The following is a 25,731-nucleotide window of genomic DNA, read 5'->3' on the forward strand; positions in this document are numbered from 1 at the left end:
CCCCGCTGGATCAGGTCGCCGGTTCTGCCATGCGCAGGGTCATGCGGATGGTCTTGCCCGCCAGTTGCTGGCGGCTGACCGCGCCGCCGGGTCGGCGCTGATGTCTGCCATCGCTGGCCACCTTCCAGTCCTTGTCCGCCGCCTCGCATTCCAGGCGCCTCGTCTCGCCTTGCCCTTGGGCCGTCCAGATCGTCCGCCAACTGCACAGCCCGCGATACTCCTTCTCGCCTGACGCCGGAAACCCCGGTACGCCGTTCTTTTGCCGTGGGCTCATATCCGGCCGTATGGCAATGACACCACCGCTGGTGCTGCTGTGCAGTACGCGCTGCTCGCCGGAGAAACCATCGACGACCAGGCTTACTTCACTGAGCAGCATTTCGCAGCCGGGCAGGCTGTAGCTCAAGGCAATTTCGAAGTTGAAAGCCTGTACATCATCGCCGGGCACGCTGTCGTGCTGCAGCAGGGCGGGTGGGTAATTGCAGCTGTGGGCAGTGCCGGATGGCGAGTACTGGGCTGTAGCGCGCAACGCAGTATGAGCGGGGATTTCGCCGCTCAGGGTGAAGGATTCTGCGTTGCTGTCCGGGGGCCGGGAGATCGATTGGCTGGCGGCGGTGGCAATCCAGCAGATCACCGCAAATACGGCGCACGCGGGAATGAACCACGGACGCTGGACGATGGAGCGTTTGTGAGAAAACACGGTGAAACCCTGAACAGCATGCCTGGAAACAGATTGCCGAGAGTGTCAGACCGCTTCAAGAGTCCGAGGGGAAATCAGAAATGTCCTACAGGTCAAGGACCATTGAAGCGAGGCTCGCCCGCGAAGAGACCGTACATTCGATAAAACTCTATCGCCTGCAACACCGTATTCGCGGGCAAGCCTGGCTCCAACGAGATTTCGACGTTACCGTGCGGTCATCTTGAAGATGCCCTGGGCATTGCTACTGTCGAAATTGAGGTCCAGACGATCGGTGTCGGGGTCGATCTTGCGCTGAATGAATTCGACGAATGAGCCCGGCACTTGCTGCTCCTGTACGCGCCCGCAGGCATCGGCAAAGCCGCGCGTGACGGTGCAGGCGCGGTAGGCGGTCTGCATGACCCGGCCTGAAGTGGACACTTCGATGCTGTCCTTCATTGGCCGCTCCAGGCGGTTCTGCTCGGCCACCACAGCTTCCAGGTCGATTACCCGGTCGGTCAGGTGGTTGAAGCTGTTGCCTTCGGTGGAGATCCAGGCCATTTCCGCGCTTTCAGCGAGCAGGGTCTGGTAGTCGGCTTGTTGCACCACGCCGTGCTGGCGGTCGAAAGCCTGATACAGCGCCGGCAGCAGGGCGCGGGCTTCGGCCAGGCTGCAATGGCGGGTCAGACGCAGGCGCTTGAGGATACTCAGGTGCTCGGTCGTCAGCGGGTCAAGGCTGCTGCTGACCACGCGGGTCACGGCGCTCTGGAAGGTTTCGCTGAAACGGCCCGGATGCAGCTCTGAGACGAAGAACTGGGCGATATCTTCCGGCAGGTCCATCTGGCGATAGGCCCAGCCGGTCATGTTCAGTTTGGTCAGCGGGTAGGTGCGCACATCGGTGAAGCCCAAGGGCTCCAGCAGACGCGAGAAGGCCAGGCGGCCGCGAGGCAGCTCGCCGTTTTCCGGCCAGTCGACGGTGCGGATGGCGCCGTGGTCGAACACCACCTTGCGGCCCTGCTGAGCCTGTTCGTCGACATAGCAACGGCCCGCCGGCACGGCTTCGGTCAGCTTGTACAGCAGGCACAGGTTCAGCGCTTCGGCCAGCCAGGCACGGTGCAGGTTGTCTTCGCCCCAGGAGAGCTCATGCAGACCCTGAGGGACTTCGACGTGATTTTCCAGCCAGTGGGCGGCCGGTTGACCGACGACGGTGGCGACGAGAGAGAAGAGGCCTTGGAACGAGGACATGGGCAGCGGCTCTGACGATGGCAAATGAGGCCATCATCAAAGCCCCTATTGATGCTACGGACAAGCGAAAAAAAACGGCGGGTTCATTCCGTTTTCTATTGCTGACCACTACATGCCGTAGGAGCGAGGCTTGCCCGCGAAGACCTCGGCGCGGTATTTCTGACACACCATACTGTCTTTTTCGCGGGCAAGCCCGCTCCTGCGGACCGCTATAAGGCCCGAATCACGGGGCGTACGGCAGATCCCGCTTGTGCTGGGTCTTGCGATAGGTATCGGCAATGATCTTGAACGCTTCTTCGCGCACCGGCTCGCCGTGCAGGAAGGCGTCGATCTCGGCGTAGGTCACGCCGTGGCTGGCTTCGTCCGGTTTGCCGGGGACCAGGTCTTCCAGGTCGGCTGTGGGGATTTTCTCGACCAGGTTCTGTGGTGCGCCGAAGCTGCGGGCGATGGCGCGGACCTGGTTTTTCACCAGGCCACTGAGAGGCGCCAGATCGCAGGCGCCGTCGCCGAACTTGGTGAAGAAGCCCATCACCGCCTCTGCCGCGTGATCGGTACCGATCACCAGACCGCCCAGGGCGCCGGCGATGGTGTACTGGGCGACCATGCGCGTGCGCGCCTTGATATTGCCCTTGACGAAGTCTACGGCGCTTTCGGGCAGACCGTCGAAGGCCTTGACCTGTTCGGCCAGGGCTTTCACCGACGGGGCGATGTCCACGGTATGGCGCTCGTCGGGGTTGATGAAGTCTACCGAGGCCGTGGCTTCATGCTCGTCATGCTGGATGTGATACGGCAGGCGCACGGCGACGAAGCGGTAGGCCTGGTCACCGGTGCTTTCGCGCAGTTCCTTGATCGCACGCTGGGCCAGCAGCCCGGCGGTGAGGGAGTCGACACCGCCGCTGATGCCCAGCACCAGGGTCTTGAGCCGCGAGTTTTGCAGACAGTCCTTGATGAACTGAATGCGTCGGGCGACCTCGGCCTCGAGGGCGGCCTGGTCGGCGAAAGGTGGCTGGACCTTGAGCTGTTCAGCGATTTCGAGCTGTACGGCTTGCATGATTCACTCCTTGGTTTAAAGGCATTGGCGGTGGTTGAGTCAGCCGGGCACCTTGAATACATGGCGCAGGTAGGCGACGAAATTCGGGTCCTTGCACTGGGTCTTGCCGGGTTCGTCGGAAATCTTCGCCACCGGCTGGCCGGCACAGGCGGTCATTTTCAGGACGATACTCATTGGCTCGACCCCCGGTATGTCGGCAGTCAGGTTGGTGCCGATGCCGAAGCTGACGTTGATCCGACCACGCAAGGCGCGAAATATTTCCAGGGCCTTGGGCAGGCTCAGGCCATCGGAAAAGACCAGGGTCTTGCTCATGGGGTCGATGCCCAGGCGCTGGTAATGGGTGATGCATTTTTCGGCCCAGATCACCGGGTCGCCCGAATCATGGCGCAGGCCGTCGAACAGCTTGGCAAAGTACAGATCGAAATCGGTGAGGAAGGCGTCGGTATTGATGCAGTCGGTCAGGGCGATGCCCAGCAGACCGCGGTATTCACGAACCCAGCAGTCCAGGGCGGCGATCTGGCTGTCGATCAGGCGCGGGCCGAGCTGCTGGTGAGCCATGATCCATTCATGGGCCATGGTACCCAGGGGCTTGAGGTCATTCTGGCGCGCCAGCTGCACATTACTGGTGCCGACGAACTGGCCGGGGAAGTCCTGCTTGAGCACGCGAACGACTTCTTCCTGAACACGGTAGGAAAAGCGCCGACGGGTGCCGAAGTCGGCAACTTTCAGCTCGGCCAGCTCATCGGGGCGCGCGTTGGCGGTCAGCCAGTCGAACTTGCGGTACAGCTGGTCCCGCGCCTCACTGAGCAGAACCCCTGAATGGCGCGTGCGGTTGCGCACTTCGCTGACGATGGCCAGCAGCGGTACTTCAAAGAGAATCACATGCAGCCACGGGCCATGCAGGCGGATGCACAGCTCACCGTCCTCGATGCTGGCCTTGACGTAGCGCATGTTGAAACGGAACAGGCCCAGAAAGCGCAGGAAGTCCGGCTTCATGAACGTGATGCGTTCGAGGAAAGCCAGTTGTTCGTTGCTCATGGACAGTTCGCACAACAGTTCGATCTGCTGGCGAATCTCGTTCAGATAGGGGCGAAGGTCTTCGCCATTGCGGCAGCGGAACTCCCACTCGACATCGACGTTGGGGTAGTTGTGCAGCACGGCCTGCATCATGGTCAGCTTGTAGAAGTCGGTATCCAGCAAGTTCTGCACGATGCGGTCGGAGAAGGCGCTCTCGCTCATGTTTTATTGGTCTCCAGAGTCGCCGGGAAAGTAGGGGCAGGCTGTCAGACAGGTGATTGCAGGGCAGTGCCGACAGGTGCAGAGGCCGCATTGTCGCCCTTAAACCGTCGGGTTATCCAATTGTTCCAGCATCCATTGCACAAAATCGCGGATCTTCGGCACTTCGGCCGCGTGCTCGGGGTAGGCCAGGTAATAGGCATCGTGGCTGGGCAGGGCGTGAGCCCAGGGGATGATCAGCTTGCCATCAGCCAGCTCTTCTTCGACCAGAAAGCGCGGCAACAATGCCACGCCGCAACCTACCTGGGCGGCGCGGATGCACATGTAGAAGGTCTCGAAGCGCGGCCCGTGATAGCTGTGCTCGGTGTGATAGCCCTGACTGTCAAACCACTCGTGCCAGGCCTGTGGCCGATAGGCGTTTTGCAGCAGGACCATGTCGGTCAATTGCGTGGGGTCAGTCAGAGGCGCGCAAGGCAGGCTGTCGGGTGAGCAGACCGGCACCAATTCTTCGTCGAACAGGCGCACGCTCTCGGCGCCGGGCAATGCGCCCTGGCCAAAGTAGAAGGCCAGGTCGCAACGGCCCTGGATCAGGTCGTCGGCGCCCTGTTCGTTGATCAGATCCAGGTGGATGTGCGGATGGCGTAGACGCCAGCCCTTGAGCCGTGGGACCAGCCAGCGTGCACCAAAGGTCGATGGCGTGGACACTCGCAGGACTTCGGTTTCACCGCCGTAGGAACGCAGAAAGTGCGTGGACATCTCGACCTGGGTCAAGATCTTGCGCACTTCGCCCAGATACAGTGCCCCGGCGGGCGTCAGTTGCAGGCGGCGGCGTACCCGGCGGAACAGCAGGTGCTGCACCAGTTCTTCGAGCTGCGCGACCTGCTTGCTGACCGCGCTCTGGGTCAGGTTCAGCTCTTCGGCCGCGCGGGTGAAGCTCAAGTGGCGGGTTACCGCCTCGAAGCATTGCAGGGCGGTGATCGACGGCAGGTAGCGCTTGTTCAGCATGGGTGGGGTCGCCTTGACGCTGGATCGCAGGTTGCATGAATAAACGGAATGATATCTCGCCGAATGGTCGTTTGTTGCAATGTATGAACAAGGCTATTACTAGAGCCTGAAGATTTTCCCGAATTCTGCAATCAAAGGAGCCACCATGCTTACCGACCTGCTAACCCGTCTCGGTGTCGACCCAGCCCTGTATCAGAAGGGCGACAAGCCTGTACACACACCGATCAACGGCGAGCGTATCGGCGCTGTGACCTGGCAAGGTGCCGCTGAAGTCGAGCAACAGGTGACCCGTGCCGATGCGGCTTTCGATGCCTGGCGCAAGGTTCCGGCCCCGCGTCGTGGCGAGCTGATCCGCCTGTTTGGCGAAGCGCTGCGCAAATACAAGACCGACCTGGGCGAGTTGGTGTCCTGGGAAGCGGGCAAGATCACTCAGGAAGGCCTGGGTGAAGTGCAGGAAATGATCGACATCTGCGACTTTGCCGTCGGTCTGTCCCGCCAGCTGTACGGCTTGACCATCGCTTCCGAGCGCCCGGGCCACCACATGCGTGAAACCTGGCACCCGCTGGGTGTGGTCGGCGTAATCAGTGCGTTCAACTTCCCGGTGGCCGTCTGGTCCTGGAACACCGCCCTGGCTCTGGTTTGCGGCAACTCGGTGATCTGGAAACCGTCGGAAAAGACCCCGCTGACCGGTCTGGCCTGTCAGGCGCTGTTCGATCGCGTCGCCAAGGACTTCCCGGATGCCCCGCCTTACCTGGCTCAAGTGATCATTGGCGGCCGCGATGCCGGTGAAGCTCTGGTCGATGACCCGCGCGTCGCTCTGATCAGTGCTACCGGCAGCACCCGCATGGGCCGTGAAGTGGCGCCGAAGATCGCCGCGCGTTTTGCCCGCAGCATTCTCGAACTGGGCGGCAACAACGCCATGATCCTAACGCCAAGTGCCGACCTTGACCTGGCCGTGCGCGCAGTGTTGTTCAGCGCCGTTGGTACCGCCGGTCAGCGTTGCACCACTTTGCGTCGCCTGATTGCACACGAATCGGTCAAGGCTGACTTCGTTTCGCGTCTGAAAACCGCTTACTCGAAAGTCCGCATCGGTCACCCGCTGGAAGGTAACCTGATCGGCCCGCTGATCGACCAGCAAAGCTTCCAGGGCATGCAGGACGCGCTGGACCAGGCGCGCAGCGAAGGTGGCACCGTGTTCGGTGGCGAGCGTCAGTTGCAGGACACTTTCCCTAACGCTTACTACGTGTCGCCTGCCATCGTCGAAATGCCTGAGCAAAGCGCCGTGGTCCGCCACGAAACCTTCGCGCCGATTCTTTATGTGATTGGCTACGAAGCGTTCAGCGATGCCGTGCGCCTGAACAACGAAGTACCGCAGGGCCTGTCCTCGTGCATCTTCACCACCGACGTGCGTGAAGCCGAGTCGTTTATCTCGGCCGTGGGCAGCGACTGCGGCATCGCCAACGTCAACATCGGCCCGAGCGGCGCGGAAATCGGCGGGGCCTTTGGTGGCGAGAAGGAAACCGGCGGTGGTCGTGAGTCCGGTTCGGATTCGTGGAAAGGCTACATGCGTCGCCAGACCGCGACCGTGAACTACTCCCGCGAACTGCCATTGGCGCAGGGTATTACCTTCGACTGATTGAGATGGCGCAGATGCAGGGCTGATGTGGGACCGGCTTTAGCCGGGAAGACGCAGACAGGATCGATACGTTTCTATCGTCTGTACAATTGTCTTCCTGGCTAAAGCCGGTCCCACGGTATTCAAATGAACTCATCGTTGTCTCTTTCCGGGGTTTTGCGATGTCGCTACGCGAAGAATGTCTATGGGAAACGCTGACGCCGCAGAGGCCTGATGCGTTGGCGTTGAAAGGGGAAGTCACGGCTGATGTCTGTGTTATCGGCGCAGGCATTACCGGGCTTTCTGCCGCGATTCATCTGTTGGAACAGGGCAAGAGCGTCGTTATCGTCGAAGCCCATCGCACCGGCCAGGGCGGCTCGGGGCGCAATGTGGGGCTGGTCAACGCCGGTCTGTGGATTCCACCGGACGATATCGAAGCCGGATTCGGCGAAGCCGTCGGCAGTCAGTTGAACAGCATGCTCGGCGGCGCACCGTCACTGGTGTTCAGCCTCATCGAAAAATACGGTATTGATTGCCAGGCGCGCCGTGAGGGTACATTGCACATGGCCCATAACGCCCGTGGCGGCGCTGATCTGCGCAGTCGCGAGGAGCAGTGGAAGCGTCGTGGCGCCCCCGTGGAACTGTTGACTGGCAAGGCCTGCGAGGAAGCCACCGGCACCAGGCAGATCACCAGTGCCTTGCTTGACCGCCGCGCCGGGACAATCAATCCGATGGCCTACACCAGCGGCCTGGCCAGGGCCGTGGAAACACTGGGCGGCAGGCGCTACGACCATTCGCCGGTCACTCGTCTTGAGCGTCAGGGTGAACGTTGGTGCGTCGTCACTGAAAACGGTGCGGTCATGGCCAATCAGGTGGTGATCGCTTCCAACGCCTACACCGAGGGCGAATGGACCGAGCTGCGCCGCAGCTTTTTCCCCGGCTATTACTATCAGGTCGCTTCGGTGCCGCTCAGCGGTGACGCGGCTGCGCAGATCCTGCCCTTTGGCCAGGGCTCCTGGGATACCCGTCAGGTGCTGAGCAGCATTCGTCGTGACGCCGATGGTCGCCTGTTGCTGGGCAGCCTGGGCAATGGCAATCAGAAGCCAGGCTGGTTCCTCAAGGCCTGGGCCGACCGGGTACAGCAGCATTACTACCCGTATCTGAAGAATGTCGAGTGGGAGTGCACCTGGACGGGCTGCATTTCTTTCACCCCTGACCACTTATTGCGCATGTTCGAGCCGGCTCCCGGCCTGGTTGCGGTCACCGGCTATAACGGTCGCGGCAACACCACGGGCACGGTGGTCGGCAAAGCCTTTGCCGATTACCTGTGTACCGGCGATGCCAAAGTGCTGCCAATTCCGTTCACGCCAATGGCGCCGCTGGTCGGGGTGGGCCTGCGCAGTGCTTTCTACGAGGCGGGCTTCTCGCTCTATCACGCGGGCCAATGCCTGCGAATTGTCATTTGAGTGTCAATTTGGTCAAGTTGAGCGGCACTTTTTTGCACACCCACTAACCTCAAATGGTGCGTCCCGTAGCGGGTCCGCACCGTGGGTGTGCATTTCGGTGACGCACCCTGTTACAGTCAGGTTGTACGCAGAGGGAAGGTCCGGTTGCAATGTTTATTTGCCAGGGTTGCTCTTTTTTGTCGAGAGGTTGCACCTGTCGCATTCCTACAGGTTGTACGTCCCGATGGGAAAGGCTCGAAACGGCCGATATCAACAAAATCGCGACTTTTTTCAGAATAAAAAAGTGATGGCACGGCGCTTGCTCTGAGCAATCCCCGTAGTCGCAGTGCTAACTAAAAAACCTCAGGAGCACCAACTCATGTCGCAGACGTTTTACAGGAAAGGTTTTCTGGCAATCGCAGTCGCTACTGCATTGGGCGTGTCGGCGTTTGCCCAGGCAGACGTCAAGATCGGCGTAGCAGGCCCGATGACCGGTGCCAATGCTTCGTTCGGCAAGCAGTACATGAGCGGCGCTCAGGCCGCAGCGGACGCGATCAACGCTGCTGGCGGCGTTAACGGCGAGAAAATTGTGTTGACCGCCTACGACGATGCCTGCGAGCCGAAACAGGCCGTTGCCGTTGCCAACAAGGCCGCGTCGGACAAAGTAGCAGGCGTGGTCGGTCACTTCTGCTCGTCCTCGACTATCCCGGCTTCCGAGGTCTATGACGAAGCGGGCATCATCGCGATCACCCCGGGTTCCACCAACCCGACTGTCACCGAGCGTGGCCTGGGCGCAATGTTCCGCATGTGCGGTCGTGACGACCAGCAAGGCATTGTGGCCGGTGACTATATCGTCGACGTGCTCAAGGGCAAGAAAGTCGCGGTCATCAACGACAAAGACACCTACGGCAAAGGCCTGGCTGACGCTACTGCCAAGCAACTGACCAAGCGCGGCGTCAAGCCAGTGCTGGAAGAGGGTCTGACCCGTGGCGAGAAAGACTTCAGCGCCCTGGTGACCAAAATCCGCAGTACCGGTGCTGACGTGGTCTATTTCGGTGGCCTGCACCCGGAAGCCGGTCCTCTGGTTCGTCAACTGCGTGAGCAAGGCTTGAAAGACGTCAAGTTCATGTCCGATGACGGCATCGTGACTGACGAACTGGTCACCACCGCAGGCGGCGCTCAATACGTCGACGGCGTGTACATGACCTTCGGCGCCGACCCGCGTCTGTTGCCAGACAGCAAGGCCGTGGTTGAAACCTTCCGCAAGTCGGGCTACGAGCCTGAAGGCTACACCCTCTACGCTTACGCTTCGGTTCAGGCGCTGGCTGCCGGTTTCAATGGCGCCAAGTCGAACAAGGGCGAAGACGCTGCCAAGTGGCTCAAGGCTCATTCGGTGAAAACCGTCATGGGTGAGAAAAACTGGGACTCCAAAGGCGACCTGAAAATCTCTGACTACGTGGTTTACCAGTGGGACAAAGACGGTAAATACCATCAGCTCGAAAAACAGAAGTAAGTTGAGCGCTTAAGTCGGACCGGCTGTTGCGTGGCGTTGCGCCACGCAACAGCAAGGCCCGGTCATGGGTGCTGCGCCCTGTAGCCCCGGATTTCTTATGTAGTCATTGCCTGCGTCCCGGCACTCCTCACGAGGGAGTCCCAGACCGGTTCCGGCGTGGCCCTTCAAGTTCGTGAGCGTGCGTGATGGATGGTATTTTCCTGCAACAAATGGTCAACGGCCTGACCCTCGGTTCGGTCTACGGCCTGATCGCTATCGGTTACACGATGGTCTACGGCATCATTGGCATGATCAACTTCGCCCACGGCGATGTATACATGATCTCGGCTTACCTGGCGGCCATCGGCCTGGCAGTCCTGTCATTCTTCGGTATCGAGTCGTTCCCTTTCCTGATTCTCGGCACGCTGATCTTCACCATCGTGGTGACCGGTGTTTACGGCTTCGTCATTGAACGGGTGGCCTACAAGCCCCTGCGCAACTCGACGCGCCTGGCGCCCCTGATCAGCGCCATCGGCATTTCCCTGATCCTGCAGAACTATGCACAGATCGCCCAGGGCCCGCGCCAACAAGGCGTACCGACCCTGCTCGAAGGTGCCTGGCGTTTTGAAATCGGGACCGGTTTTGTCCAGATTACCTACACCAAGATATTCATTCTGATTGCCGCCTTTATCGGCATGGGCGTACTGACCTACATCATCAAGTACACCAAGCTCGGCCGTATGTGCCGCGCCACCCAGCAGGACCGCAAGATGGCGTCGATCCTGGGGATCAACACCGACCGCGTCATTTCCTACGTCTTCGTTATCGGCGCCGCCATGGCTGCACTGGCCGGTGTGCTGATTACCATGAACTACGGCACTTTCGACTTTTTCGCCGGTTTCGTCATCGGCATCAAGGCCTTCACCGCAGCGGTACTGGGCGGGATCGGTTCATTGCCCGGTGCGATGCTCGGTGGGTTGATCCTGGGGGTTGCCGAGTCGCAGTTCTCCGGTCTGATCAACTCTGATTACAAGGATGTGTTCAGTTTCGGCCTGCTGGTCGTGATCCTGATCTTCCGTCCTCAAGGCCTGCTGGGTCGCCCACTCGTGGCGAAGGTATAACCATGTCTGCTCCTGTCAAACCCATCGATATCAAACAAAGCCTGATCGACGCGGTGATTGCCGGCCTGCTGGCGCTGATCGTGTTCGGCCCGATCGTTGGCATCGTCCTGGACGGTTACGGCTTCAATACCCAACCTGTCCGTGTGGCTGCGCTGGTTGGCGTGGTCATGGTCGGGCGTTTCCTGATCAGCCTGTTTCTGCAAACGCCCAAGGGCCGCAACATCACGCAAAGCTTCGAGACCGCCGGATCAGGCGTGCATGTACTGCCCCACGATTACAAGACGCGCCTGCGTTACATCATCCCGCTGATGATCGTGATTGCCGTCGTATTCCCGATCTTTGCCGACAAATACGTCCTCACCGTGGTCATTCTCGGCCTGGTTTACGTGTTGCTGGGCCTGGGCCTGAACATCGTGGTCGGCCTGGCGGGCCTGCTCGACCTTGGCTACGTGGCGTTCTATGCAATCGGCGCTTACGGTCTGGCTCTGGGCTATCAGTACCTTGGGCTGGGTTTCTGGTCGGCCCTGCCGCTGGCGGCGATTGCGGCGGCGCTGGCCGGTTGCATCCTCGGCTTCCCGGTCCTGCGTATGCACGGCGACTATCTGGCCATCGTGACACTGGGTTTCGGCGAAATCATTCGACTGATCCTCAATAACTGGCTGTCGTTTACCGGTGGTCCGAACGGCGTGCCGGTGCCTTCGCCGACTTTCTTCGGCCTGGAGTTCGGCCGTCGGGCCAAGGATGGAGGCATTCCAATCCACGAATACTTCGGTTTCGAATACAACCCGGACCTGAAATTCATCTTCATTTACGCCGTGCTGTTTCTGGTTGTACTGGCCGTGCTGTATATCAAGCATCGCCTGACCCGCATGCCGATCGGCCGTGCCTGGGAAGCGCTGCGTGAAGATGAGATCGCCTGCCGTTCAATGGGCCTGAACCACGTACTGGTCAAGCTCTCGGCGTTCACTATCGGCGCCTCTACCGCCGGTCTGGCCGGGGTGTTCTTCGCCTCGTACCAGGGCTTCGTCAACCCGACCTCGTTCACCTTCTTCGAGTCGGCGCTGATCCTGGCCATCGTTGTACTGGGCGGCATGGGTTCCACCATTGGTGTGGTGATCGCAGCCTTTGTACTGACCGTTGCTCCGGAGATGCTGCGCAGCTTCGCCGAATATCGCGTGCTGCTGTTCGGTATCCTGATGGTGTTGATGATGATCTGGCGACCACGCGGCCTGATTCGTATCAGCCGTACCGGCGTGCGCCCACGCAAGGGTGTGTTGGCTAAACCGGAGGGCGTGTAAATGAGTGATGAAATCGTCCTGTCCGTCGAAAACCTGATGATGCACTTCGGCGGCATCAAGGCGCTGAGCGATGTCAGCCTGAAAGTACGTCGCAACTCGATCTTCGCCCTGATCGGCCCAAACGGCGCGGGCAAGACCACGGTCTTCAACTGCCTGACCGGCTTCTATAAGGCCACAGGCGGGCGCATCCAGCTCAATGCCAAGGGCAAGCAGACCAACGTGATCCAGTTGCTCGGCGAGCAATTCCAGGTCGCGGACTTCCTGTCGCCCAAACGCTTCGTCAACCGCCTGTACTACAAGATGTTCGGCGGTACGCACCTGATCAACCGCGCGGGCATGGCCCGGACCTTCCAGAACATTCGCCTGTTCAAGGAAATGTCGGTGATCGAGAACCTGCTGGTGGCCCAGCACATGTGGGTCAACCGCAGCATGATCGCGGGCATCCTCAACACCAAGGGCTACCGCAAGGCCGAAGATGACGCCATGAACACGGCGTTCTACTGGCTGGAAGTGGTTGATCTGGTGGATTGCGCCAACCGCCTGGCCGGTGAACTGTCCTACGGCCAGCAGCGCCGCCTGGAAATCGCCCGGGCCATGTGCACGCGGCCACAGGTGATCTGCCTGGACGAACCGGCAGCAGGCCTCAACCCCCAGGAAACCGAAGCGCTGAGCGGCATGATCCGCCTGCTGCGCGACGAACACGACATGACCATCGTGCTGATCGAGCACGACATGGGCATGGTCATGGGCATCTCCGACGATATTGTGGTGCTCGACCACGGCAACGTGATTGCCATGGGCGGGCCGGAACAGATTCGTAACGATCCGAAGGTGATCGCTGCGTATCTGGGCGCTGATGAAGAGGAATTGGTATGAGCAAGCCGATCCTCGAACTGAAAGAGATCGACGTGTACTACGGGCCTATCCAGGCCCTGAAAAAAGTCTCGATGCACATTAATGAAGGCGAAACCGTGAGCCTGATCGGCTCCAACGGTGCGGGCAAATCCACCCTGCTGATGTCGATCTTCGGCCAGCCACGAGCTGCTGCGGGGCAGATTATCTATCAGGGTGTCGACATCACCCAGAAGTCCTCCCACTACATCGCCTCCAATGGTATTGCGCAATCGCCGGAAGGTCGCCGGGTGTTCCCCGACATGTCGGTCGAGGAAAACCTGATGATGGGCACTATCCCCATCGGCGACAAACATTCCAGCGAAGACATGCAGCGCATGTTCGAGCTGTTCCCGCGCCTGAAAGAGCGTCGTAATCAGCGCGCCATGACCATGTCCGGCGGCGAGCAGCAGATGCTCGCCATCGCCCGTGCCCTGATGAGCCGTCCCAAGCTGTTGCTGCTGGATGAGCCGAGCCTGGGCCTGGCGCCGATCATCGTAAAGCAGATCTTCTCGACGCTGCGCGAACTGGCAAAAACCGGCATGACCATCTTCCTGGTCGAGCAGAACGCCAACCACGCGCTCAAGCTGTCTGATCGCGCCTATGTGATGGTCAACGGTGAGATCCGTCTGAGCGGAACCGGGCAGGAATTGTTGGTCAATGAAGAGGTTAGGAACGCCTATCTGGGCGGTCACTGATTTCGTCAAGAAACGCCTGTTTTTACCCCACGCCCCGAGTGCAAAACACTCGGGGCGTTGTTTTTCGCCACTTGTGGAAAACAATTTTGACGCAGCCTGGCAATGCGACATAAAGGCGCTGCAAACAGTTGTTTTGTCACGCTTTTGACTTGTTCAGGATTACTGTGGAGTGGGCTGTGAATAACATGGTGGTAGCTGTCTACAGCCCTTGATTTACGTGGCCTGTGGGCTGTTGTTTGTTTTTTGATCAGTGATTTTGGACGGTATTTCGAGAGTCTTTGTCAATGCCTTTTGAACTGGTCGTTCATACAGGTAAGTGACTCGAAAAGCCTGTGGATAACTCTGTGGGCAAGCGTTGGAAAGAGCCCGCTGAGTGGCGTAGTTACTGGCTGGCAGGTACTCGCCCGGTAATGGCAACAGGCACAAGGCCATATGCCTTTATCAAATGACTGGTCCACGTCAAGTGCGAATGCCGTACAGCCCGCCAAACCTGCTGCCTGTGGGCAATTGCAGTTGCCCACGGTTATTGTGGGCCTGACTGTGGATAAGGTGGGCAAAACCCTGTGCACGTCAGGCGGGACGTGGCTTTGCCGATGTTGGATGTTTTTTGATCAGCCTGGCGTCGGGAATGGTTTTTTTACCCACAGACTTGCCGTGAACCTGTCTCGCCGGGCATTCTGCTGGGCCTTCCCATTTGCGCCCGACGCCCCTCGATTGCGTCGTCCTCGCGCCTTTTCAGGAGAATGAAATGACTTCCACCGTATTCATCACTGGTGCCACCTCCGGGTTTGGCGAAGCCTGTGCCCGCCGTTTTGCCGAAGCCGGCTGGTCACTGATCCTGACCGGGCGCCGTGAAGAGCGTCTGAGCGCTCTGAAAGCCGAATTGTCGAAGCAGACCAAGGTGCATACCCTGGTGGTCGACGTGCGCGACCGTGGGGCCATGGAGAGCGCCATTGCCGGTCTGCCGGAAGAGTTCGCCAAGATCCGCGGGCTGATCAACAACGCCGGTCTGGCTTTGGGTATCGATCCGGCGCCGAAATGCGACCTGGACGACTGGGACACCATGATCGACACCAACGTCAAGGGTCTGGTCTACGCCACGCGGCTGCTGCTGCCGCGCCTTATTGCTCATGGTCGTGGTGCCAGTATCGTCAACCTGGGTTCCGTGGCGGGCAACTACCCGTATCCGGGTGGCAATGTTTATGGCGGTACCAAGGCGTTCGTCGGCCAGTTCTCCCTGAACCTGCGCAACGACCTGATCGGCACAGGCGTACGTGTGACCAACCTGGAGCCGGGTCTGTGCGAAAGCGAGTTCTCCCTGGTGCGCTTTGGCGGTGACCAGGCCAAGTACGACGCCACCTACGCCGGTGCCGAGCCGATCCAGCCGCAGGATATTGCCGACACCATCTTCTGGATCCTCAATACCCCGGCCCACGTCAATATCAACAGCCTGGAACTGATGCCGGTCAGTCAGACCTGGGCGGGCTTCTCGATTGATCGTTCGCGGGGCTGATCAACAGTTTGACGCAGGTCTGGTGTGGGGCCGGCTAAAGCCGGTCCCACAAAGAACTATGGAGTTTCAGTTGGATCGTCAGGCTGCAAGATACTCGGCCAACCCCAGATAGCAGGTCGCCAGGTGATAAGGCGTAGTGGACGGCATGTCGCTGCGGCTGACCTGGCCATCGGCGTCCAGGCACTCATGCCAGCCCTTGGCATGCAGGAAGCGCTGTTGCAGGGCCTGCAATAGCTGCGCAACGCGCTGATCAGCGTTCGGCCGCAGCGCCAGGGCGCGCAGGTACTCGGCCTGGGCCCAGATGCGTTGGGTCGCATCCCGCACCGTGCCGTCGATCTCCAGCATCGCCGTGACCGCGCCGTTCAGCGGGTCGACACCCTGTGCTTCGGCAAGCGCGAATGACCGGCTCAGCGACCCGTGCAGTGCGCTGCCGCGCAGGTGCCCGGACGACTCCAGCAGATAGAACCACTCGAACTGATGGCCCGGTTCATACCAGTTATCCACAGCACCCCTTGGTTTCTCCAGCATCAGCCCGCTGGCCGGGTCGATAAAACGTTGCTGCATGGCCTCGGCCAACTCATCCAGCGCTCTCAGGGTGGTGGCGTCTTCGCGTACCGATACCGTCGCAAGGAAGGCTTCGGCCAAGTGCATCAGCGGGTTCTGCAACGGGCCGCTGTCCAGACTCGACCAGTCTTCGTCAAGTACGGCTTCATAAAGCCCGGTGCCATCGGCAAAACGCTCGGCGACCACGTTGAGGGCGGCGTTGAGCACCGACTCCACCAGCGGCTCACGCACCCTGGCCCAGTAATGGGCACAGGCAAAGATAATGAACGCGTGGGTGTAGAGATCCTTGCGCCGATCCAGGGGGGCGCCCTGCGGGTCGATGCTGTAGAACCAGCCGCCGTGCTCGGCATCGTGGAAATGCCGTTGTAATGAACGAAACAACGCCGCAGCGCGCACGTCAGCGCCGCAAACCTGGCCAATCAGACTGGAAAATACAAACAGCTGCCGGGCACAGGCCATGGCCCGATAGCGCTGCGGCGGCAGGGGCGCATGCTGACTATCGACGGCTTCATAGGGCAGGGCGAGCTGAGTATTCCAACCGGACTCCTGCCACAGCGGTACGATGACCTGCAGGAAATGTTTCTGCACGGCCGCGAACAGGGCGGTCACTTCAGGCTGGGAGGCGGAACGAGAGACATCAGACATTGGCGGGTGTCACGGCAGGGTCGAATTGCGCGACATGGTAGCGCGCTGGCCCTGTGGGTGCGAATGGCTTTGTCAGTTAATGAATTTTCGCTATCTACCCCACCCCACAAATATCCAGCGACAAAAAATCCGCTGGCAGCGAACTGACAGCGGATTTTTTATACGCCTGGTAAAGAGGTCGGCGGTTTACCCCACCATCAACCACACACCCACCGCAGCAGACAACGCACCTGCCACGCGCACCAGTGGAGCAGCCGCCTGTGGCAGCACGCGCACTACCGCGTAGCCAGCGGCATGCAGCGCGGCGGTGGCGGCGACGAAACCTGCGGCGTAGGCCCATGGGCTGGCCATTTGCGGCAGTTCGTTACCGTGGGCGACGCCGTGGAACAGGGCGAATAGCGCGGTGGCGGCGACAGCCATGAACAGCGGCGGACGTACGGCCAGTGCTACGGCCATGCCCAGGGCCATTACCGAGGCAGCGATGCCGGTTTCCAGGCCCGGCAACGCCAGGCCTTCAAAGCCCAGTACGCCACCAAGCAGCATGGTGGCGACGAAGGCGCACGGCAGTGCCCAGCGTGCGGCGCCTTTCTGTTGGGCGGCCCACAGGCCCACGGCGATCATCGCCAGCAAGTGGTCGATGCCGCTCAAGGGGTGGCTGACGCCGGCCAGCAGGCCGCTTTCGTCGTGGCCGGGGTGGGCGAAGGCCAGGGCCGGGGCGAGCAGCAGGGCGAGGGTGGCAAGGGCTTTTTTATAGGTCATGGACAACTTCCTTGAGAGAGGGAATCAGGCGGCCTGGGTCAGCAGACCCTGGCGTTCGATAAAGGCAATGATCTGCTCCAGACCCTGGCCGGTTTTCTGGTTGCTGAAGACAAAAGGCTTGTCGCCGCGCATGCGTCTGGTGTCGCTGTCCATCATTTCGAGAGACGCGCCAACCAGCGGGGCGAGATCGATCTTGTTGATCACCAGCAGGTCGGACTTGCAGATGCCCGGGCCGCCCTTGCGTGGCAGCTTGTCCCCTGCCGACACATCGATCACATAAATGGTCAGGTCAGACAGCTCGGGGCTGAAGGTGGCGGACAGGTTGTCGCCACCGGACTCGACAATGATCAGGTCCAGGCCTTCGAAGCGGCGGTTCAACTGATCCACGGCTTCCAGATTGATTGAGGCGTCTTCGCGAATCGCCGTGTGCGGGCAGCCGCCGGTTTCCACGCCAATGATGCGTTCCGGCGCCAGTGCCTCATTGCGCACCAGAAAGTCGGCGTCTTCGCGGGTGTAAATATCGTTGGTCACGACCGCCAGGTTATAGCGATCGCGCAGGGCCAGGCACAGGGCCAGGGTCAGGGCGGTCTTGCCCGAACCGACCGGGCCGCCAATGCCTACACGCAGGGGTTGGCTGTTCATTGAGTTCTCCATTGAGAGGCTGATCAGGACCGGAACAACCGGCTGTATTGACGTTCATGAGCCATGCTTGCCAGGGACAGGCCGAAGCTGGCGCTGCCGATATGGCATGGATCGAGAGTGGTGGCGTGTTGCTGCGCCTGTTCGAGCAGGGGCAAGAGCTCACTGGTCAGGCGCTGTGCGGCTTGCTGGCCCAGGGGCAGGGTTTTCATGAGCACGGCCAACTGGTTTTCCAGCCAGCTCCACAGCCACGCGGCGAGGGCGTCAGCCGGCGCGATCTGCCAGGCCCGTGCAGCCAGGGCCCAGCCCAGGGCCAGGTGTGGTTCGGCTGTCTGGGTGAGAAAGTCCCGTGCGGCCTGATCCAGCTCTGGCAGGCCCAACAGCAACTGTTGCAGGGAGTAACCCATTTGCCGACTTTCCAGGTGCAGTTCGCGGCTTTCCCGGCTGGCCCGGTGCTCTTCACTCAATTGCAGCAACTGGCCCCAGTCATTCTCGGCAGCGGCGCGGCAATGGGCGTACAGCAAGGGCGCCTCGAAACGGGCGAGGTTCAGCAGCAGTTGATCGGCAATCCAGCGCCCGGCACTGGCCGGGTTGTTGACGATGCCTTGCTCGACGGCCATTTCCAGGCCCTGGGAATAGCTGTAGCCGCCAATCGGCAGCTGGGGGCTCGCCAGGCGCAACAAGGCCCAGGCCCTATTCACTTGCGCACACCAAACTGGTGCAGGCGCGGCGGGTAGTTGAAGTCTTCTTCTCCGGCGCGGGAGTGGTGATGGCCGCCACCGTAGGCGCCATGTTCCGGCTGGAATGGTGCCTCGATGGATTCGGTATGAGCGCCCAACTGATCAAGCATGGCCTTGAGTACATAGTCATCGAGCAAGCGCAGCCAGCCGTCACCGACTTGCAGGGCCACATGGCGGTTGCCCAAATGGTAGGCCGCGCGGGTCAGTTCGAAAGCGTTGGAGCAGGTAACATGCATCAATTGTTCGGGACGGGCGCAGACGCGCACGATGCGGCCATCTTCAGCCTTGAGGAATTCACCGTCGCGCAGTGGCTGCTGACCGCGTTCGAGGAACAGGCCGACATCTTCGCCGTCGGCACTGAAACAGCGCAGACGACTCTTGCTGCGCGCCTCGAAGTTAAGGTGCAACTCGGCAGCCCATTCGGCCTGGGGTTCGATTCTCTGATGAATCACCAACATTGAGGGGCATCCGGCTGATTGCGATGCTTCAAGTTAGAGCAAGGGGCTTGCCAACAGTGCAGGGTGTAGGAAATGGCTGACGGATCGCGAGCCTTTGCGGCGATTTCTGTCAGATATTGGTGCTTGGCAAATGCTAGCGCACCTATATGGTGCTAATGGTCGATCACTCGGTGCTGCCCAGTCCCTGCCAGTGCTTCGCGCCAATAAAGATAAAGCGCAACTGCTGGGTGATTTTGGCTTCGGGGGTGAGGTGTTGGGGCAGGGTGGCCGGTGGCGGGTCGATCAGCTCCGGAAGCATGGCAAATACGCTGCGCACCACCAGGTCGGCGATGATCGACAGTGCGGCGGCATCCAGGTGTTGCCAGCGGATCATGTTGCCAAGGTCGGCCGCCAGATCAGTGCTGATGCCTTCACGCAAGGCCGCCAGGGCCTGACGTACCCGCACCGAACCGCCGTACTGCTCGCGCGCAAGAAACAGGAACTGCGAGCGATTGGCCGCCACTACATCGAGGAAGATGCGTACCGAGGCATCGGTGATGCCACCCAGCAACACTTCATTGTGACGCACCATGCGCAGGGTTTCGCGAAAGGTCTGACCGACCTCGCTGACCAGGGCCAGACCGAGTTGATCCATATCATCGAAGTGGCGATAGAAACCTGTGGGTACGATACCCGCCGTGCGTGCGACTTCCCGCAGGCTCAGGCTGCCAAACCCGCGCCCGCTCTCCATCAGGCTGCGAGCGGCGTCGAGCAAGGCATGGCGGGTCTGCTGTTTCTGTTCGGCGCGAGGCAGCATGGGACGGCTGAATTCTGCGAGGAGAGGGTGCGGCACTCTAGCAAATGTGCCGGAAGAGAGTCGATCTATGACTAACGGCGTACATCTGTGGGGCCCCACAGGAATCTTGGAGGTCTCAGACGCGCTGATACTGCTGGACCACACGCTCAGGATCATGTTCGGCTACACGCTTGTACTGACGGCTGATGCAGTCTTCCTGCGCGACGTGTACATGCCCAGCCTGCGAACCGGCTTTCATTTCGGCGCACGGCGCTTGTTCAGCCACAGGCATGGCGATGGCGCTGGTCGCAAAAATGGAAAGGGACAGGCTGAGCAACAGAGGGAGTTTCATGGAAGGGTGCTTCTCAATAGGGCATTTAATTGGGTACAGCGGCAATATTACGCGCAATCTGTCGATGCAAAATTACAAAAAATTAATGGTAACAATCGACGAAATTGATTGTTGTACCAAAGCCCCGTGAATCGTGGCGTGCAGGGGTTTGCTTTTGCGCTGCGATGGTGAGTTTTCGCGAAAGGGTGCTTCATCACGGCGCTTTTTGGCTGGATTGCTAAAAACAGGCAATCCAATCAAACCCTTGGCGCTTTAATCAGTCGAACAACAAAGTCGTACGCAAGCTGCCGCAGAAGGCCGTTTGTTATTGGGAGAGGCACGCATGACGCGCAGTCGAAAAATTCTTGCCTGGAGTAGCGGCATCCTGCTGCTGGTTCTGGTCGTCCTGATCGTCGTTATCGCCACATTTGACTGGAACAGGCTCAAGCCCACTATCAACGAAAAAGTCGCGGCCGAGCTGCATCGGCCTTTCGCCATCAACGGCAACCTGGCCGTGGTCTGGGCTCGGGAGCCGGACGAGGGAGGCTGGCGAGCCTGGGTGCCGTGGCCGCACGTGATTGCTGAAGACCTGAGTCTGGGTAATCCGGACTGGTCGAAAAATCCGCAAATGGTCACCCTCAAGCGTGCCGAGCTGCGCCTGGCGCCCTTGCCTTTGCTGACGCAGCGTGTGGTCATCCCGCGCATCGATCTGACCGGTCCTGAGGCGCGTCTGGAGCGCCTGGCCGATGGCCGCGCAAACTGGGTGTTCGATTTGCCCAAGGCTGATCCCAATGCCAAGCCGTCCAGCTGGGAAGTGGATATCGGCGCCATCAAGTTCGATAAGGGCGTGGTCAGCCTGAATGACCAGACCCTCAAGACCCAGCTGGATCTGGTGATCGATCCGCTGGGCAAACCCATTCCCTTCAGCGACATCGTCGGCGACAAAGAAGCGAAAAAGGCCCAGGCAAAAGGTGCTTCGCCCCAGGACTACGCTTTTGGCCTGAGCGTTCAGGGCCAATATCATGGCCAGGCTCTCAAGGGCACCGGTAAGACTGGTGGCCTGCTGGCCTTGAAGGACGCCGCGCAGCCGTTCCCGGTTCAGGCTGATGTACAGGTGGGCGATACCCGGATTGCCGTTGCTGGCACCTTGACCGACCCGCAGAATCTTGGTGCCCTGGATCTGCGCCTGAAACTCTCGGGCAGCAGCCTGGGCAACCTCTATCCATTGACGGGTGTCACTCTGCCGGAGTCCCCTGCGTACGCTACGGACGGTCATCTGATCGCCAAATTGCACGACTCGGCGGGCATGAATTTCAGTTACCAAGGCTTCAACGGCAAGATCGGCCAGAGTGATATCCATGGCGATCTGGGCTTCGTCGCCAGCCAACCGCGGCCCAAGTTGACTGGCAAACTGGTCTCCGAACAATTGTTGTTCACCGACCTGGCGCCGCTGATTGGTGCCGATTCCAACGCCGATCAGAAGAAGCGCGGCGGCGCCAGCCAGCAACCGGTGGGCAAGGTGTTGCCGGTGCAAAAATTCGAGACCGATCGCTGGGCGGCCATGGATGCAGACGTCGAATTCACCGGCAAGAAAATTGTGAAAAGCCCCGAGTTACCGTTCACCGACCTCTATACCCACATTGTGCTCAACGACGGCCAGCTCAAGCTGCAACCGCTGCGCTTTGGCGTGGCCGGCGGCAAGCTTGATGCCGATATGCAATTCGATGGCCATAGCCAGCCGCTTCAGGCGCAGATCAGGCTGACAGCGCGCAACTTCAAGCTCAAGCAACTGTTTCCGACGTTCGAACCCATGAAAACCAGTTTTGGTGAGCTCAATGGCGACGCCGATTTCAGTGGCCGTGGCAACTCGGTCGCTGATTTGCTCGGCACCGCCAATGGCAATTTGAAGTTGCTGGTCAACGACGGGGCAGTCAGTCGCGGCCTGATGGAAATCGCCGGGCTGAACGTGGGCAACTATGTAGTCGGCAAAATGTTTGGCGACAAGGAAGTGAAGATCAACTGCGCAGCCTCCGATTTTGGCATCAAGGATGGCCTGGTGACGCCGCGACTGTTTGTCTTCGATACCGAGAACGCGATCATTTATATCGACGGCACGGTGAATATGAAGAGCGAGCAACTGGACCTGAAGATCAGTCCTGAATCCAAGGGCTTTCGCGTGTTCTCCCTGCGCTCGCCGCTGTATGTGAAGGGCACGTTCGCCAAGCCCAATGCCGGTGTCGAGAGCGGGCCGTTGCTGTTGCGCGGCGCGGGCATGGTGGCGCTGGGGGTGGTTGCCGGGCCAGCGGCTGGCTTGCTGGCATTGGTTGCGCCTAGTGGCGGCGAACCCAACCAGTGTGCACCGCTGCTGGAGCAGATGCGGGCGGGGAAAGCGCCGAAGACGGTTCAGTAAGGTCGAGTGCTCAGGGCAACACCGATCTGTAGAGCCGGCTTGCGGGCGATCGAGTCCGGAACGCTCGCATTGGGGGCGGTGACCGAGCTGATGCCATCGCCAGCAAGCCGGCTCATGCATGAGTTTCATTCGATTTTCATGGCGTACAAACGACGAAGGCCGCGATCAGATGAGGAATCCAATCGCGGCCTTGGTGTGAAGCAAACGTCTTACAGATCTTTCAGAATATCGGCCATATCGTCGGCATGTTCTTCTTCCTGAGCGAGGATATCTTCGAAGATGCGGCGGGTGGTCGGGTCCTGGTCACCGATGAACTGAATGATTTCCCGGTAGCTGTCGACCGCGATACGCTCGGCCACCAGATCCTCGTAGACCATCTCTTTCAAGGTGTTGCCCGCGACATACTGCGCGTGGGAGTTTTTCGACAGGGTGTCGGGGTTGAACTCCGGCTCGCCGCCCAGCTGTACGATACGCTCGGCCAACTGATCGGCGTGCTGTGCTTCCTGCTGGGCGTGCTCAAGAAACTCTGCTGCCGCAACACTGGCTTTCAGGCCGGTGGCCATATAGTGGTGGCGTTTATAGCGCAACACGCAGACCAGTTCAGTGGCCAGCGACTCATTAAGCAACCGCAGGATGGTTTCGCGGTCGGCGTTATAGCCTTCAGTCACTGCACCGTTCTCGACATTCTGGCGCGCACGCTGGCGAAGGGTGTTCACATCGGATAATTGCTGCACATTACTCATCAGGTGTCTCCATGGCGTGTACGGTTATCCTTCAGGCTCTTTGGCCTGAGCGGTCTAACTTGTGAGTCCTGGCGCAACGCAATAGTTCGGATTAGTTCGACCGCTGATTCTTCTCGTGCTGCTCACAGGTCATGAAGCCCTTGCTGTCGACTTTGCCGATATCGTTGAAGGACACGTAATACACCTGCTGTTTGCCGTCCTTGCTCAACACGTAGTTATTGCAGGTGCCGGGATAGGCCTTGCGCAGCACTCGGCTGGACGGTTCTCCACCGATGGTCAGGACCTGCTGTTCATTCATGCCCAGCTCGACCTGCTTGACCAGCGGCTGACTGCGATAGGTCAGGTAGTCCACCGGGTTCTGCACCTGACTGTGGCTACAGCCGGTAAGGGTGGCCAGGACGACAAGGGCGGCTAGGGTTTGCTTGTACATGGTGGTTACTCATGGGAAAGAGCCGCAAGATTGGGCCCGATACCGGTTTGAGCCATGATGTTGCGCAAGAGTTCGATGCTGGGGTGGCGATCAAGTATTAGTTTGCCACGACGCTGGTTTTGTCATCATCAGCGCTGATACTGGACGGATGGTCGCTAAGGACGTGTTCATGGCAGAAGATCAGGCTACCCGTTATCCCTTGCTGCTGGTGCCAGGCATGCTGGGATTTGTGCGGCTGGGGTTTTATCCGTACTGGTTCGGCATCGTCAAGGCGTTGCGCCGGGGCGGGGCCAAGGTCTATCCGGTGATGGTTTCGGCGATGCACTCCACCGAAGTGCGGGGCGAACAGCTACTGGCGGCCATCGAAGACGTCCTGCGTGAAACGGGTGCAGAAAAGGTCAATCTGATCGGCCATAGTCATGGCGCGCTGACCAGTCGTTATGTGGCGGCGCGACATCCTGAACGGGTGGCGTCGGTCACCTCGGTGGCCGGGCCCAATCATGGCTCGGAACTGGCCGATTATCTGGAGCGGCGTTTTCCCCTGGGCAGCTTGGGCAATGGCGTGCTCAATGTGGTACTGGGCATGTCAGTCTGGTTGCTGGGCCTGCTGGAGACCGGTTATCGCGGGCCGCGGCTGCCCATGGATATCGACGCATCGCACAGGTCCCTGACCACCCGTGGCGTTGCCGAGTTTAACTGCCGGTATCCCCAGGGCCTGCCCCGGACCTGGGGCGGGCAGGGCGAAGAACTGGTCAACGGCGTGCGTTACTACTCCTGGTCCGGGACCCTGCAGCCCGGGCGCAGCGACCGGGGCCGTAATCGCTTTGATGGCAGCAACCTGACCTGCCGCTTCTTTGCCCATGCCTTTGCCCACGAGCGCGAACAATGTGACGGCATGGTCGGGCGCTACAGCTCGCATCTGGGGACGGTGATCGGCTCCGACTACCCCCTGGACCACTTCGATATCGTCAACCAGCACTTCGGCATGGTCGGCAAGGGTGCCGATCCGGTCGGCCTGTTTATGCAACACGCTGGGCGGTTGAAGGCCTCAGGGCTGTAGCGCCACCGGGCGCAGTGGCGTGCGCCAGCGTTCGGCGAGGATCACCCCGGCCAGGGTCAGGCCGCCGCCGAGCAAGTGAAAGGATGCCAGTTGTTCGCCCAGAATCAGCGCCGCCGCAACCACCGTGACAATCGGCAGCAGGTTGAAGAACAGGGTGGTGCGCTCCGGCCCCAGACGGGCGATCGACTGCATCCACAGCAACGGCGCGAGCATTGAGGTGGGGATACCGGCATACAGCACCAGCGCGATATTGTGCATGTTCAGCCCGACCCGTGGCGTCAGCAGGAACATCGGCAGCAGCATGATGGTTGCCGCCACGGCCTGTAGATACAGCAGTTGCAACGGCGGCAAACGCAGCTGCCATTTGCGCAACAGGATGCTATAGACCGCAAACGCCAAGGCGGCCAACAGCAGCATGGCATCACCCAGATTCAGCCCTTGATGGGCCAGATTGCCGATATGCCCGGCCGACACCACTTCCAGTACCCCGGCCACCGAAATCAGCGCGCCGATGAGCGCCCCCCAGGTCAGTTGCGAACCGAGCACCACCGAGGCCATCAGCAGCGCCATGATCGGAATCAGCGACGGAATGATGGCCATGTTAGTAGCCGAGGTGATGCCCGCCGCGAAGTAGGCCAGGCTTTGAAAGAGGGCCATGCCCAGGGCGGCCAGGACTATGACCTTGCCCAGCACCGGCTTGATCGCTGCACGATTGCGCCAGACCGGCAGGATCAGGAAGGGTGTAAACAGCAGCGCCGCCAGCAGCCAGCGATAAAAGCCGATCTCCGACGGTCCGATGGCCCCGGCGCTGGCCTTGGTGACAAGGGTATTGCCGGCCCAGATCAGGACCGTCAACAGGGGAAGCAGATAAGACATGAATGAAGCGTCTCCGTA

The 25,731-nt window shown here is 60.2% G+C and carries 26 protein-coding genes; 10 read left to right on the forward strand and 16 right to left on the reverse strand.

All coding sequences use genetic code 11. From position 1 onward, the window contains the following. Positions 1-10: 10 nt before the first annotated feature. From ACCD02_RS21730 to ACCD02_RS21750, 5 genes are all read right to left on the reverse strand, one after another. The gene (locus ACCD02_RS21730) at positions 11-697 is read right to left on the reverse strand and encodes a hypothetical protein (RefSeq protein ID WP_413306356.1); all 687 of its coding nucleotides are present in this window, start codon (positions 695-697) and stop codon (positions 11-13) included. 204 nt (positions 698-901) lie between these two features. Then, positions 902-1,918: a DUF1338 domain-containing protein gene (locus ACCD02_RS21735; protein WP_413306357.1), complete on the reverse strand. Its 1,017-nt coding sequence runs from the start codon at positions 1,916-1,918 to the stop codon at positions 902-904. Between the two features lie 223 nt (positions 1,919-2,141). Further along, positions 2,142-2,969, reverse strand: a complete 828-nt coding sequence (nadE, locus tag ACCD02_RS21740; protein WP_413306360.1) for an ammonia-dependent NAD(+) synthetase — start codon at positions 2,967-2,969, stop codon at positions 2,142-2,144. A gap of 39 nt (positions 2,970-3,008) precedes the next feature. Continuing rightward, positions 3,009-4,208, reverse strand: coding sequence for a nicotinate phosphoribosyltransferase (gene pncB / locus ACCD02_RS21745; RefSeq protein ID WP_413306363.1), 1,200 nt, complete (start codon positions 4,206-4,208; stop codon positions 3,009-3,011). 99 nt (positions 4,209-4,307) lie between these two features. After that, positions 4,308-5,210: a LysR family transcriptional regulator gene (locus ACCD02_RS21750; RefSeq protein ID WP_413306366.1), complete on the reverse strand. Its 903-nt coding sequence runs from the start codon at positions 5,208-5,210 to the stop codon at positions 4,308-4,310. Between the two features lie 145 nt (positions 5,211-5,355). Here ACCD02_RS21750 and ACCD02_RS21755 point away from each other — a divergent pair, with 145 nt between their 5' ends. From ACCD02_RS21755 to ACCD02_RS21790, 8 genes are all read left to right on the forward strand, one after another. Then, entirely contained in the window at positions 5,356-6,846 is a 1,491-nt protein-coding gene (locus ACCD02_RS21755; protein WP_413306368.1) for an aldehyde dehydrogenase family protein, read from the forward strand. A gap of 161 nt (positions 6,847-7,007) precedes the next feature. Continuing rightward, positions 7,008-8,291 (forward strand): NAD(P)/FAD-dependent oxidoreductase, encoded by a 1,284-nt coding sequence (locus tag ACCD02_RS21760; protein WP_413306371.1) that lies wholly within the window; start codon positions 7,008-7,010, stop codon positions 8,289-8,291. Between the two features lie 358 nt (positions 8,292-8,649). After that, positions 8,650-9,783, forward strand: coding sequence for an ABC transporter substrate-binding protein (locus tag ACCD02_RS21765; protein WP_413306374.1), 1,134 nt, complete (start codon positions 8,650-8,652; stop codon positions 9,781-9,783). A gap of 185 nt (positions 9,784-9,968) precedes the next feature. Further along, the gene (locus ACCD02_RS21770) at positions 9,969-10,883 is read left to right on the forward strand and encodes an ABC transporter permease subunit (RefSeq protein ID WP_413306377.1); all 915 of its coding nucleotides are present in this window, start codon (positions 9,969-9,971) and stop codon (positions 10,881-10,883) included. A gap of 2 nt (positions 10,884-10,885) precedes the next feature. Next, entirely contained in the window at positions 10,886-12,181 is a 1,296-nt protein-coding gene (gene livM / locus ACCD02_RS21775; RefSeq protein WP_413306380.1) for a high-affinity branched-chain amino acid ABC transporter permease LivM, read from the forward strand. Next, the gene (locus ACCD02_RS21780) at positions 12,182-13,057 is read left to right on the forward strand and encodes an ABC transporter ATP-binding protein (protein ID WP_413306382.1); all 876 of its coding nucleotides are present in this window, start codon (positions 12,182-12,184) and stop codon (positions 13,055-13,057) included. It begins immediately after the preceding gene. Then, the gene (locus ACCD02_RS21785) at positions 13,054-13,770 is read left to right on the forward strand and encodes an ABC transporter ATP-binding protein (protein ID WP_413306385.1); all 717 of its coding nucleotides are present in this window, start codon (positions 13,054-13,056) and stop codon (positions 13,768-13,770) included. The genes ACCD02_RS21780 and ACCD02_RS21785 overlap by 4 nt, the downstream gene beginning before the upstream one ends. Positions 13,771-14,518: 748 nt before the next feature. After that, positions 14,519-15,283, forward strand: a complete 765-nt coding sequence (locus tag ACCD02_RS21790) for an SDR family oxidoreductase (protein ID WP_413306388.1) — start codon at positions 14,519-14,521, stop codon at positions 15,281-15,283. A 78-nt stretch (positions 15,284-15,361) separates the two neighbouring features. Here ACCD02_RS21790 and ACCD02_RS21795 read toward each other — a convergent pair whose 3' ends face one another. From ACCD02_RS21795 to ACCD02_RS21825, 7 genes are all read right to left on the reverse strand, one after another. Continuing rightward, entirely contained in the window at positions 15,362-16,492 is a 1,131-nt protein-coding gene (locus tag ACCD02_RS21795; protein WP_413306390.1) for an AGE family epimerase/isomerase, read from the reverse strand. 186 nt (positions 16,493-16,678) lie between these two features. Beyond that, entirely contained in the window at positions 16,679-17,251 is a 573-nt protein-coding gene (locus ACCD02_RS21800; protein WP_413306392.1) for a HupE/UreJ family protein, read from the reverse strand. Positions 17,252-17,275: 24 nt separating this feature from the next. After that, positions 17,276-17,893 (reverse strand): urease accessory protein UreG, encoded by a 618-nt coding sequence (gene ureG / locus ACCD02_RS21805; protein ID WP_413306395.1) that lies wholly within the window; start codon positions 17,891-17,893, stop codon positions 17,276-17,278. Between the two features lie 23 nt (positions 17,894-17,916). Then, complete coding sequence (locus ACCD02_RS21810; protein ID WP_413306398.1) at positions 17,917-18,591, reverse strand: urease accessory protein UreF; 675 nt, start codon at positions 18,589-18,591, stop codon at positions 17,917-17,919. Beyond that, the gene (gene ureE / locus ACCD02_RS21815; RefSeq protein ID WP_259110803.1) at positions 18,588-19,088 is read right to left on the reverse strand and encodes an urease accessory protein UreE; all 501 of its coding nucleotides are present in this window, start codon (positions 19,086-19,088) and stop codon (positions 18,588-18,590) included. Before ureE ends, ACCD02_RS21810 begins: the two co-directional genes overlap by 4 nt. A gap of 163 nt (positions 19,089-19,251) precedes the next feature. Next, the gene (locus ACCD02_RS21820) at positions 19,252-19,884 is read right to left on the reverse strand and encodes a TetR family transcriptional regulator (RefSeq protein WP_413306402.1); all 633 of its coding nucleotides are present in this window, start codon (positions 19,882-19,884) and stop codon (positions 19,252-19,254) included. A gap of 115 nt (positions 19,885-19,999) precedes the next feature. Beyond that, entirely contained in the window at positions 20,000-20,215 is a 216-nt protein-coding gene (locus ACCD02_RS21825) for a hypothetical protein (protein WP_413306405.1), read from the reverse strand. A 322-nt stretch (positions 20,216-20,537) separates the two neighbouring features. Between ACCD02_RS21825 and ACCD02_RS21830 the strand changes: the two genes are divergently transcribed. After that, entirely contained in the window at positions 20,538-22,604 is a 2,067-nt protein-coding gene (locus tag ACCD02_RS21830) for an AsmA family protein (RefSeq protein ID WP_413306408.1), read from the forward strand. Here ACCD02_RS21830 and ACCD02_RS21835 read toward each other — a convergent pair. The 3 genes from ACCD02_RS21835 to osmE form a co-directional block, all read right to left on the reverse strand. Next, positions 22,598-22,720, reverse strand: coding sequence for a hypothetical protein (locus ACCD02_RS21835; protein WP_413306411.1), 123 nt, complete (start codon positions 22,718-22,720; stop codon positions 22,598-22,600). The genes ACCD02_RS21830 and ACCD02_RS21835 overlap by 7 nt on opposite strands. A gap of 93 nt (positions 22,721-22,813) precedes the next feature. Continuing rightward, entirely contained in the window at positions 22,814-23,347 is a 534-nt protein-coding gene (locus tag ACCD02_RS21840) for a ferritin-like domain-containing protein (protein ID WP_413306414.1), read from the reverse strand. A gap of 91 nt (positions 23,348-23,438) precedes the next feature. Next, the gene (gene osmE, locus ACCD02_RS21845; protein ID WP_413306417.1) at positions 23,439-23,777 is read right to left on the reverse strand and encodes an osmotically-inducible lipoprotein OsmE; all 339 of its coding nucleotides are present in this window, start codon (positions 23,775-23,777) and stop codon (positions 23,439-23,441) included. Positions 23,778-23,946: 169 nt separating this feature from the next. Between osmE and ACCD02_RS21850 the strand changes: the two genes are divergently transcribed. After that, positions 23,947-24,837 carry an esterase/lipase family protein gene (locus tag ACCD02_RS21850; protein WP_413306419.1) on the forward strand — a complete coding sequence of 297 codons (891 nt, stop codon included), beginning with the start codon at positions 23,947-23,949 and terminating at the stop codon, positions 24,835-24,837. On the opposite strand, the gene ACCD02_RS21855 is transcribed toward ACCD02_RS21850, so the two are convergent. Beyond that, the gene (locus tag ACCD02_RS21855) at positions 24,826-25,713 is read right to left on the reverse strand and encodes a DMT family transporter (protein ID WP_413306422.1); all 888 of its coding nucleotides are present in this window, start codon (positions 25,711-25,713) and stop codon (positions 24,826-24,828) included. The two genes, ACCD02_RS21850 and ACCD02_RS21855, sit on opposite strands and share 12 nt — an antisense overlap. Between the last annotated feature and the right edge of the window lie 18 nt (positions 25,714-25,731).

Source organism: Pseudomonas sp. Pseusp88, from assembly GCF_047303955.1.
GTDB lineage: Bacteria > Pseudomonadota > Gammaproteobacteria > Pseudomonadales > Pseudomonadaceae > Aquipseudomonas.

Coding starts and splice junctions, on each gene's coding strand:
- ACCD02_RS21735 (WP_413306357.1), bottom strand. CDS start 1,918: ATGTCCTCGTTCCAAGGCCTCTTCTCTCTCGTCGCCACCGTCGTCGGT.
- nadE (WP_413306360.1), bottom strand. CDS start 2,969: ATGCAAGCCGTACAGCTCGAAATCGCTGAACAGCTCAAGGTCCAGCCA.
- pncB (WP_413306363.1), bottom strand. CDS start 4,208: ATGAGCGAGAGCGCCTTCTCCGACCGCATCGTGCAGAACTTGCTGGAT.
- ACCD02_RS21750 (WP_413306366.1), bottom strand. CDS start 5,210: ATGCTGAACAAGCGCTACCTGCCGTCGATCACCGCCCTGCAATGCTTC.
- ACCD02_RS21755 (WP_413306368.1), top strand. CDS start 5,356: ATGCTTACCGACCTGCTAACCCGTCTCGGTGTCGACCCAGCCCTGTAT.
- ACCD02_RS21760 (WP_413306371.1), top strand. CDS start 7,008: ATGTCGCTACGCGAAGAATGTCTATGGGAAACGCTGACGCCGCAGAGG.
- ACCD02_RS21765 (WP_413306374.1), top strand. CDS start 8,650: ATGTCGCAGACGTTTTACAGGAAAGGTTTTCTGGCAATCGCAGTCGCT.
- ACCD02_RS21770 (WP_413306377.1), top strand. CDS start 9,969: ATGGATGGTATTTTCCTGCAACAAATGGTCAACGGCCTGACCCTCGGT.
- livM (WP_413306380.1), top strand. CDS start 10,886: ATGTCTGCTCCTGTCAAACCCATCGATATCAAACAAAGCCTGATCGAC.
- ACCD02_RS21780 (WP_413306382.1), top strand. CDS start 12,182: ATGAGTGATGAAATCGTCCTGTCCGTCGAAAACCTGATGATGCACTTC.
- ACCD02_RS21785 (WP_413306385.1), top strand. CDS start 13,054: ATGAGCAAGCCGATCCTCGAACTGAAAGAGATCGACGTGTACTACGGG.
- ACCD02_RS21790 (WP_413306388.1), top strand. CDS start 14,519: ATGACTTCCACCGTATTCATCACTGGTGCCACCTCCGGGTTTGGCGAA.
- ACCD02_RS21795 (WP_413306390.1), bottom strand. CDS start 16,492: ATGTCTGATGTCTCTCGTTCCGCCTCCCAGCCTGAAGTGACCGCCCTG.
- ACCD02_RS21800 (WP_413306392.1), bottom strand. CDS start 17,251: ATGACCTATAAAAAAGCCCTTGCCACCCTCGCCCTGCTGCTCGCCCCG.
- ureG (WP_413306395.1), bottom strand. CDS start 17,893: ATGAACAGCCAACCCCTGCGTGTAGGCATTGGCGGCCCGGTCGGTTCG.
- ureE (WP_259110803.1), bottom strand. CDS start 19,088: ATGTTGGTGATTCATCAGAGAATCGAACCCCAGGCCGAATGGGCTGCC.
- ACCD02_RS21820 (WP_413306402.1), bottom strand. CDS start 19,884: ATGCTGCCTCGCGCCGAACAGAAACAGCAGACCCGCCATGCCTTGCTC.
- ACCD02_RS21825 (WP_413306405.1), bottom strand. CDS start 20,215: ATGAAACTCCCTCTGTTGCTCAGCCTGTCCCTTTCCATTTTTGCGACC.
- ACCD02_RS21830 (WP_413306408.1), top strand. CDS start 20,538: ATGACGCGCAGTCGAAAAATTCTTGCCTGGAGTAGCGGCATCCTGCTG.
- ACCD02_RS21835 (WP_413306411.1), bottom strand. CDS start 22,720: ATGAGCCGGCTTGCTGGCGATGGCATCAGCTCGGTCACCGCCCCCAAT.
- ACCD02_RS21840 (WP_413306414.1), bottom strand. CDS start 23,347: ATGAGTAATGTGCAGCAATTATCCGATGTGAACACCCTTCGCCAGCGT.
- osmE (WP_413306417.1), bottom strand. CDS start 23,777: ATGTACAAGCAAACCCTAGCCGCCCTTGTCGTCCTGGCCACCCTTACC.
- ACCD02_RS21850 (WP_413306419.1), top strand. CDS start 23,947: ATGGCAGAAGATCAGGCTACCCGTTATCCCTTGCTGCTGGTGCCAGGC.
- ACCD02_RS21855 (WP_413306422.1), bottom strand. CDS start 25,713: ATGTCTTATCTGCTTCCCCTGTTGACGGTCCTGATCTGGGCCGGCAAT.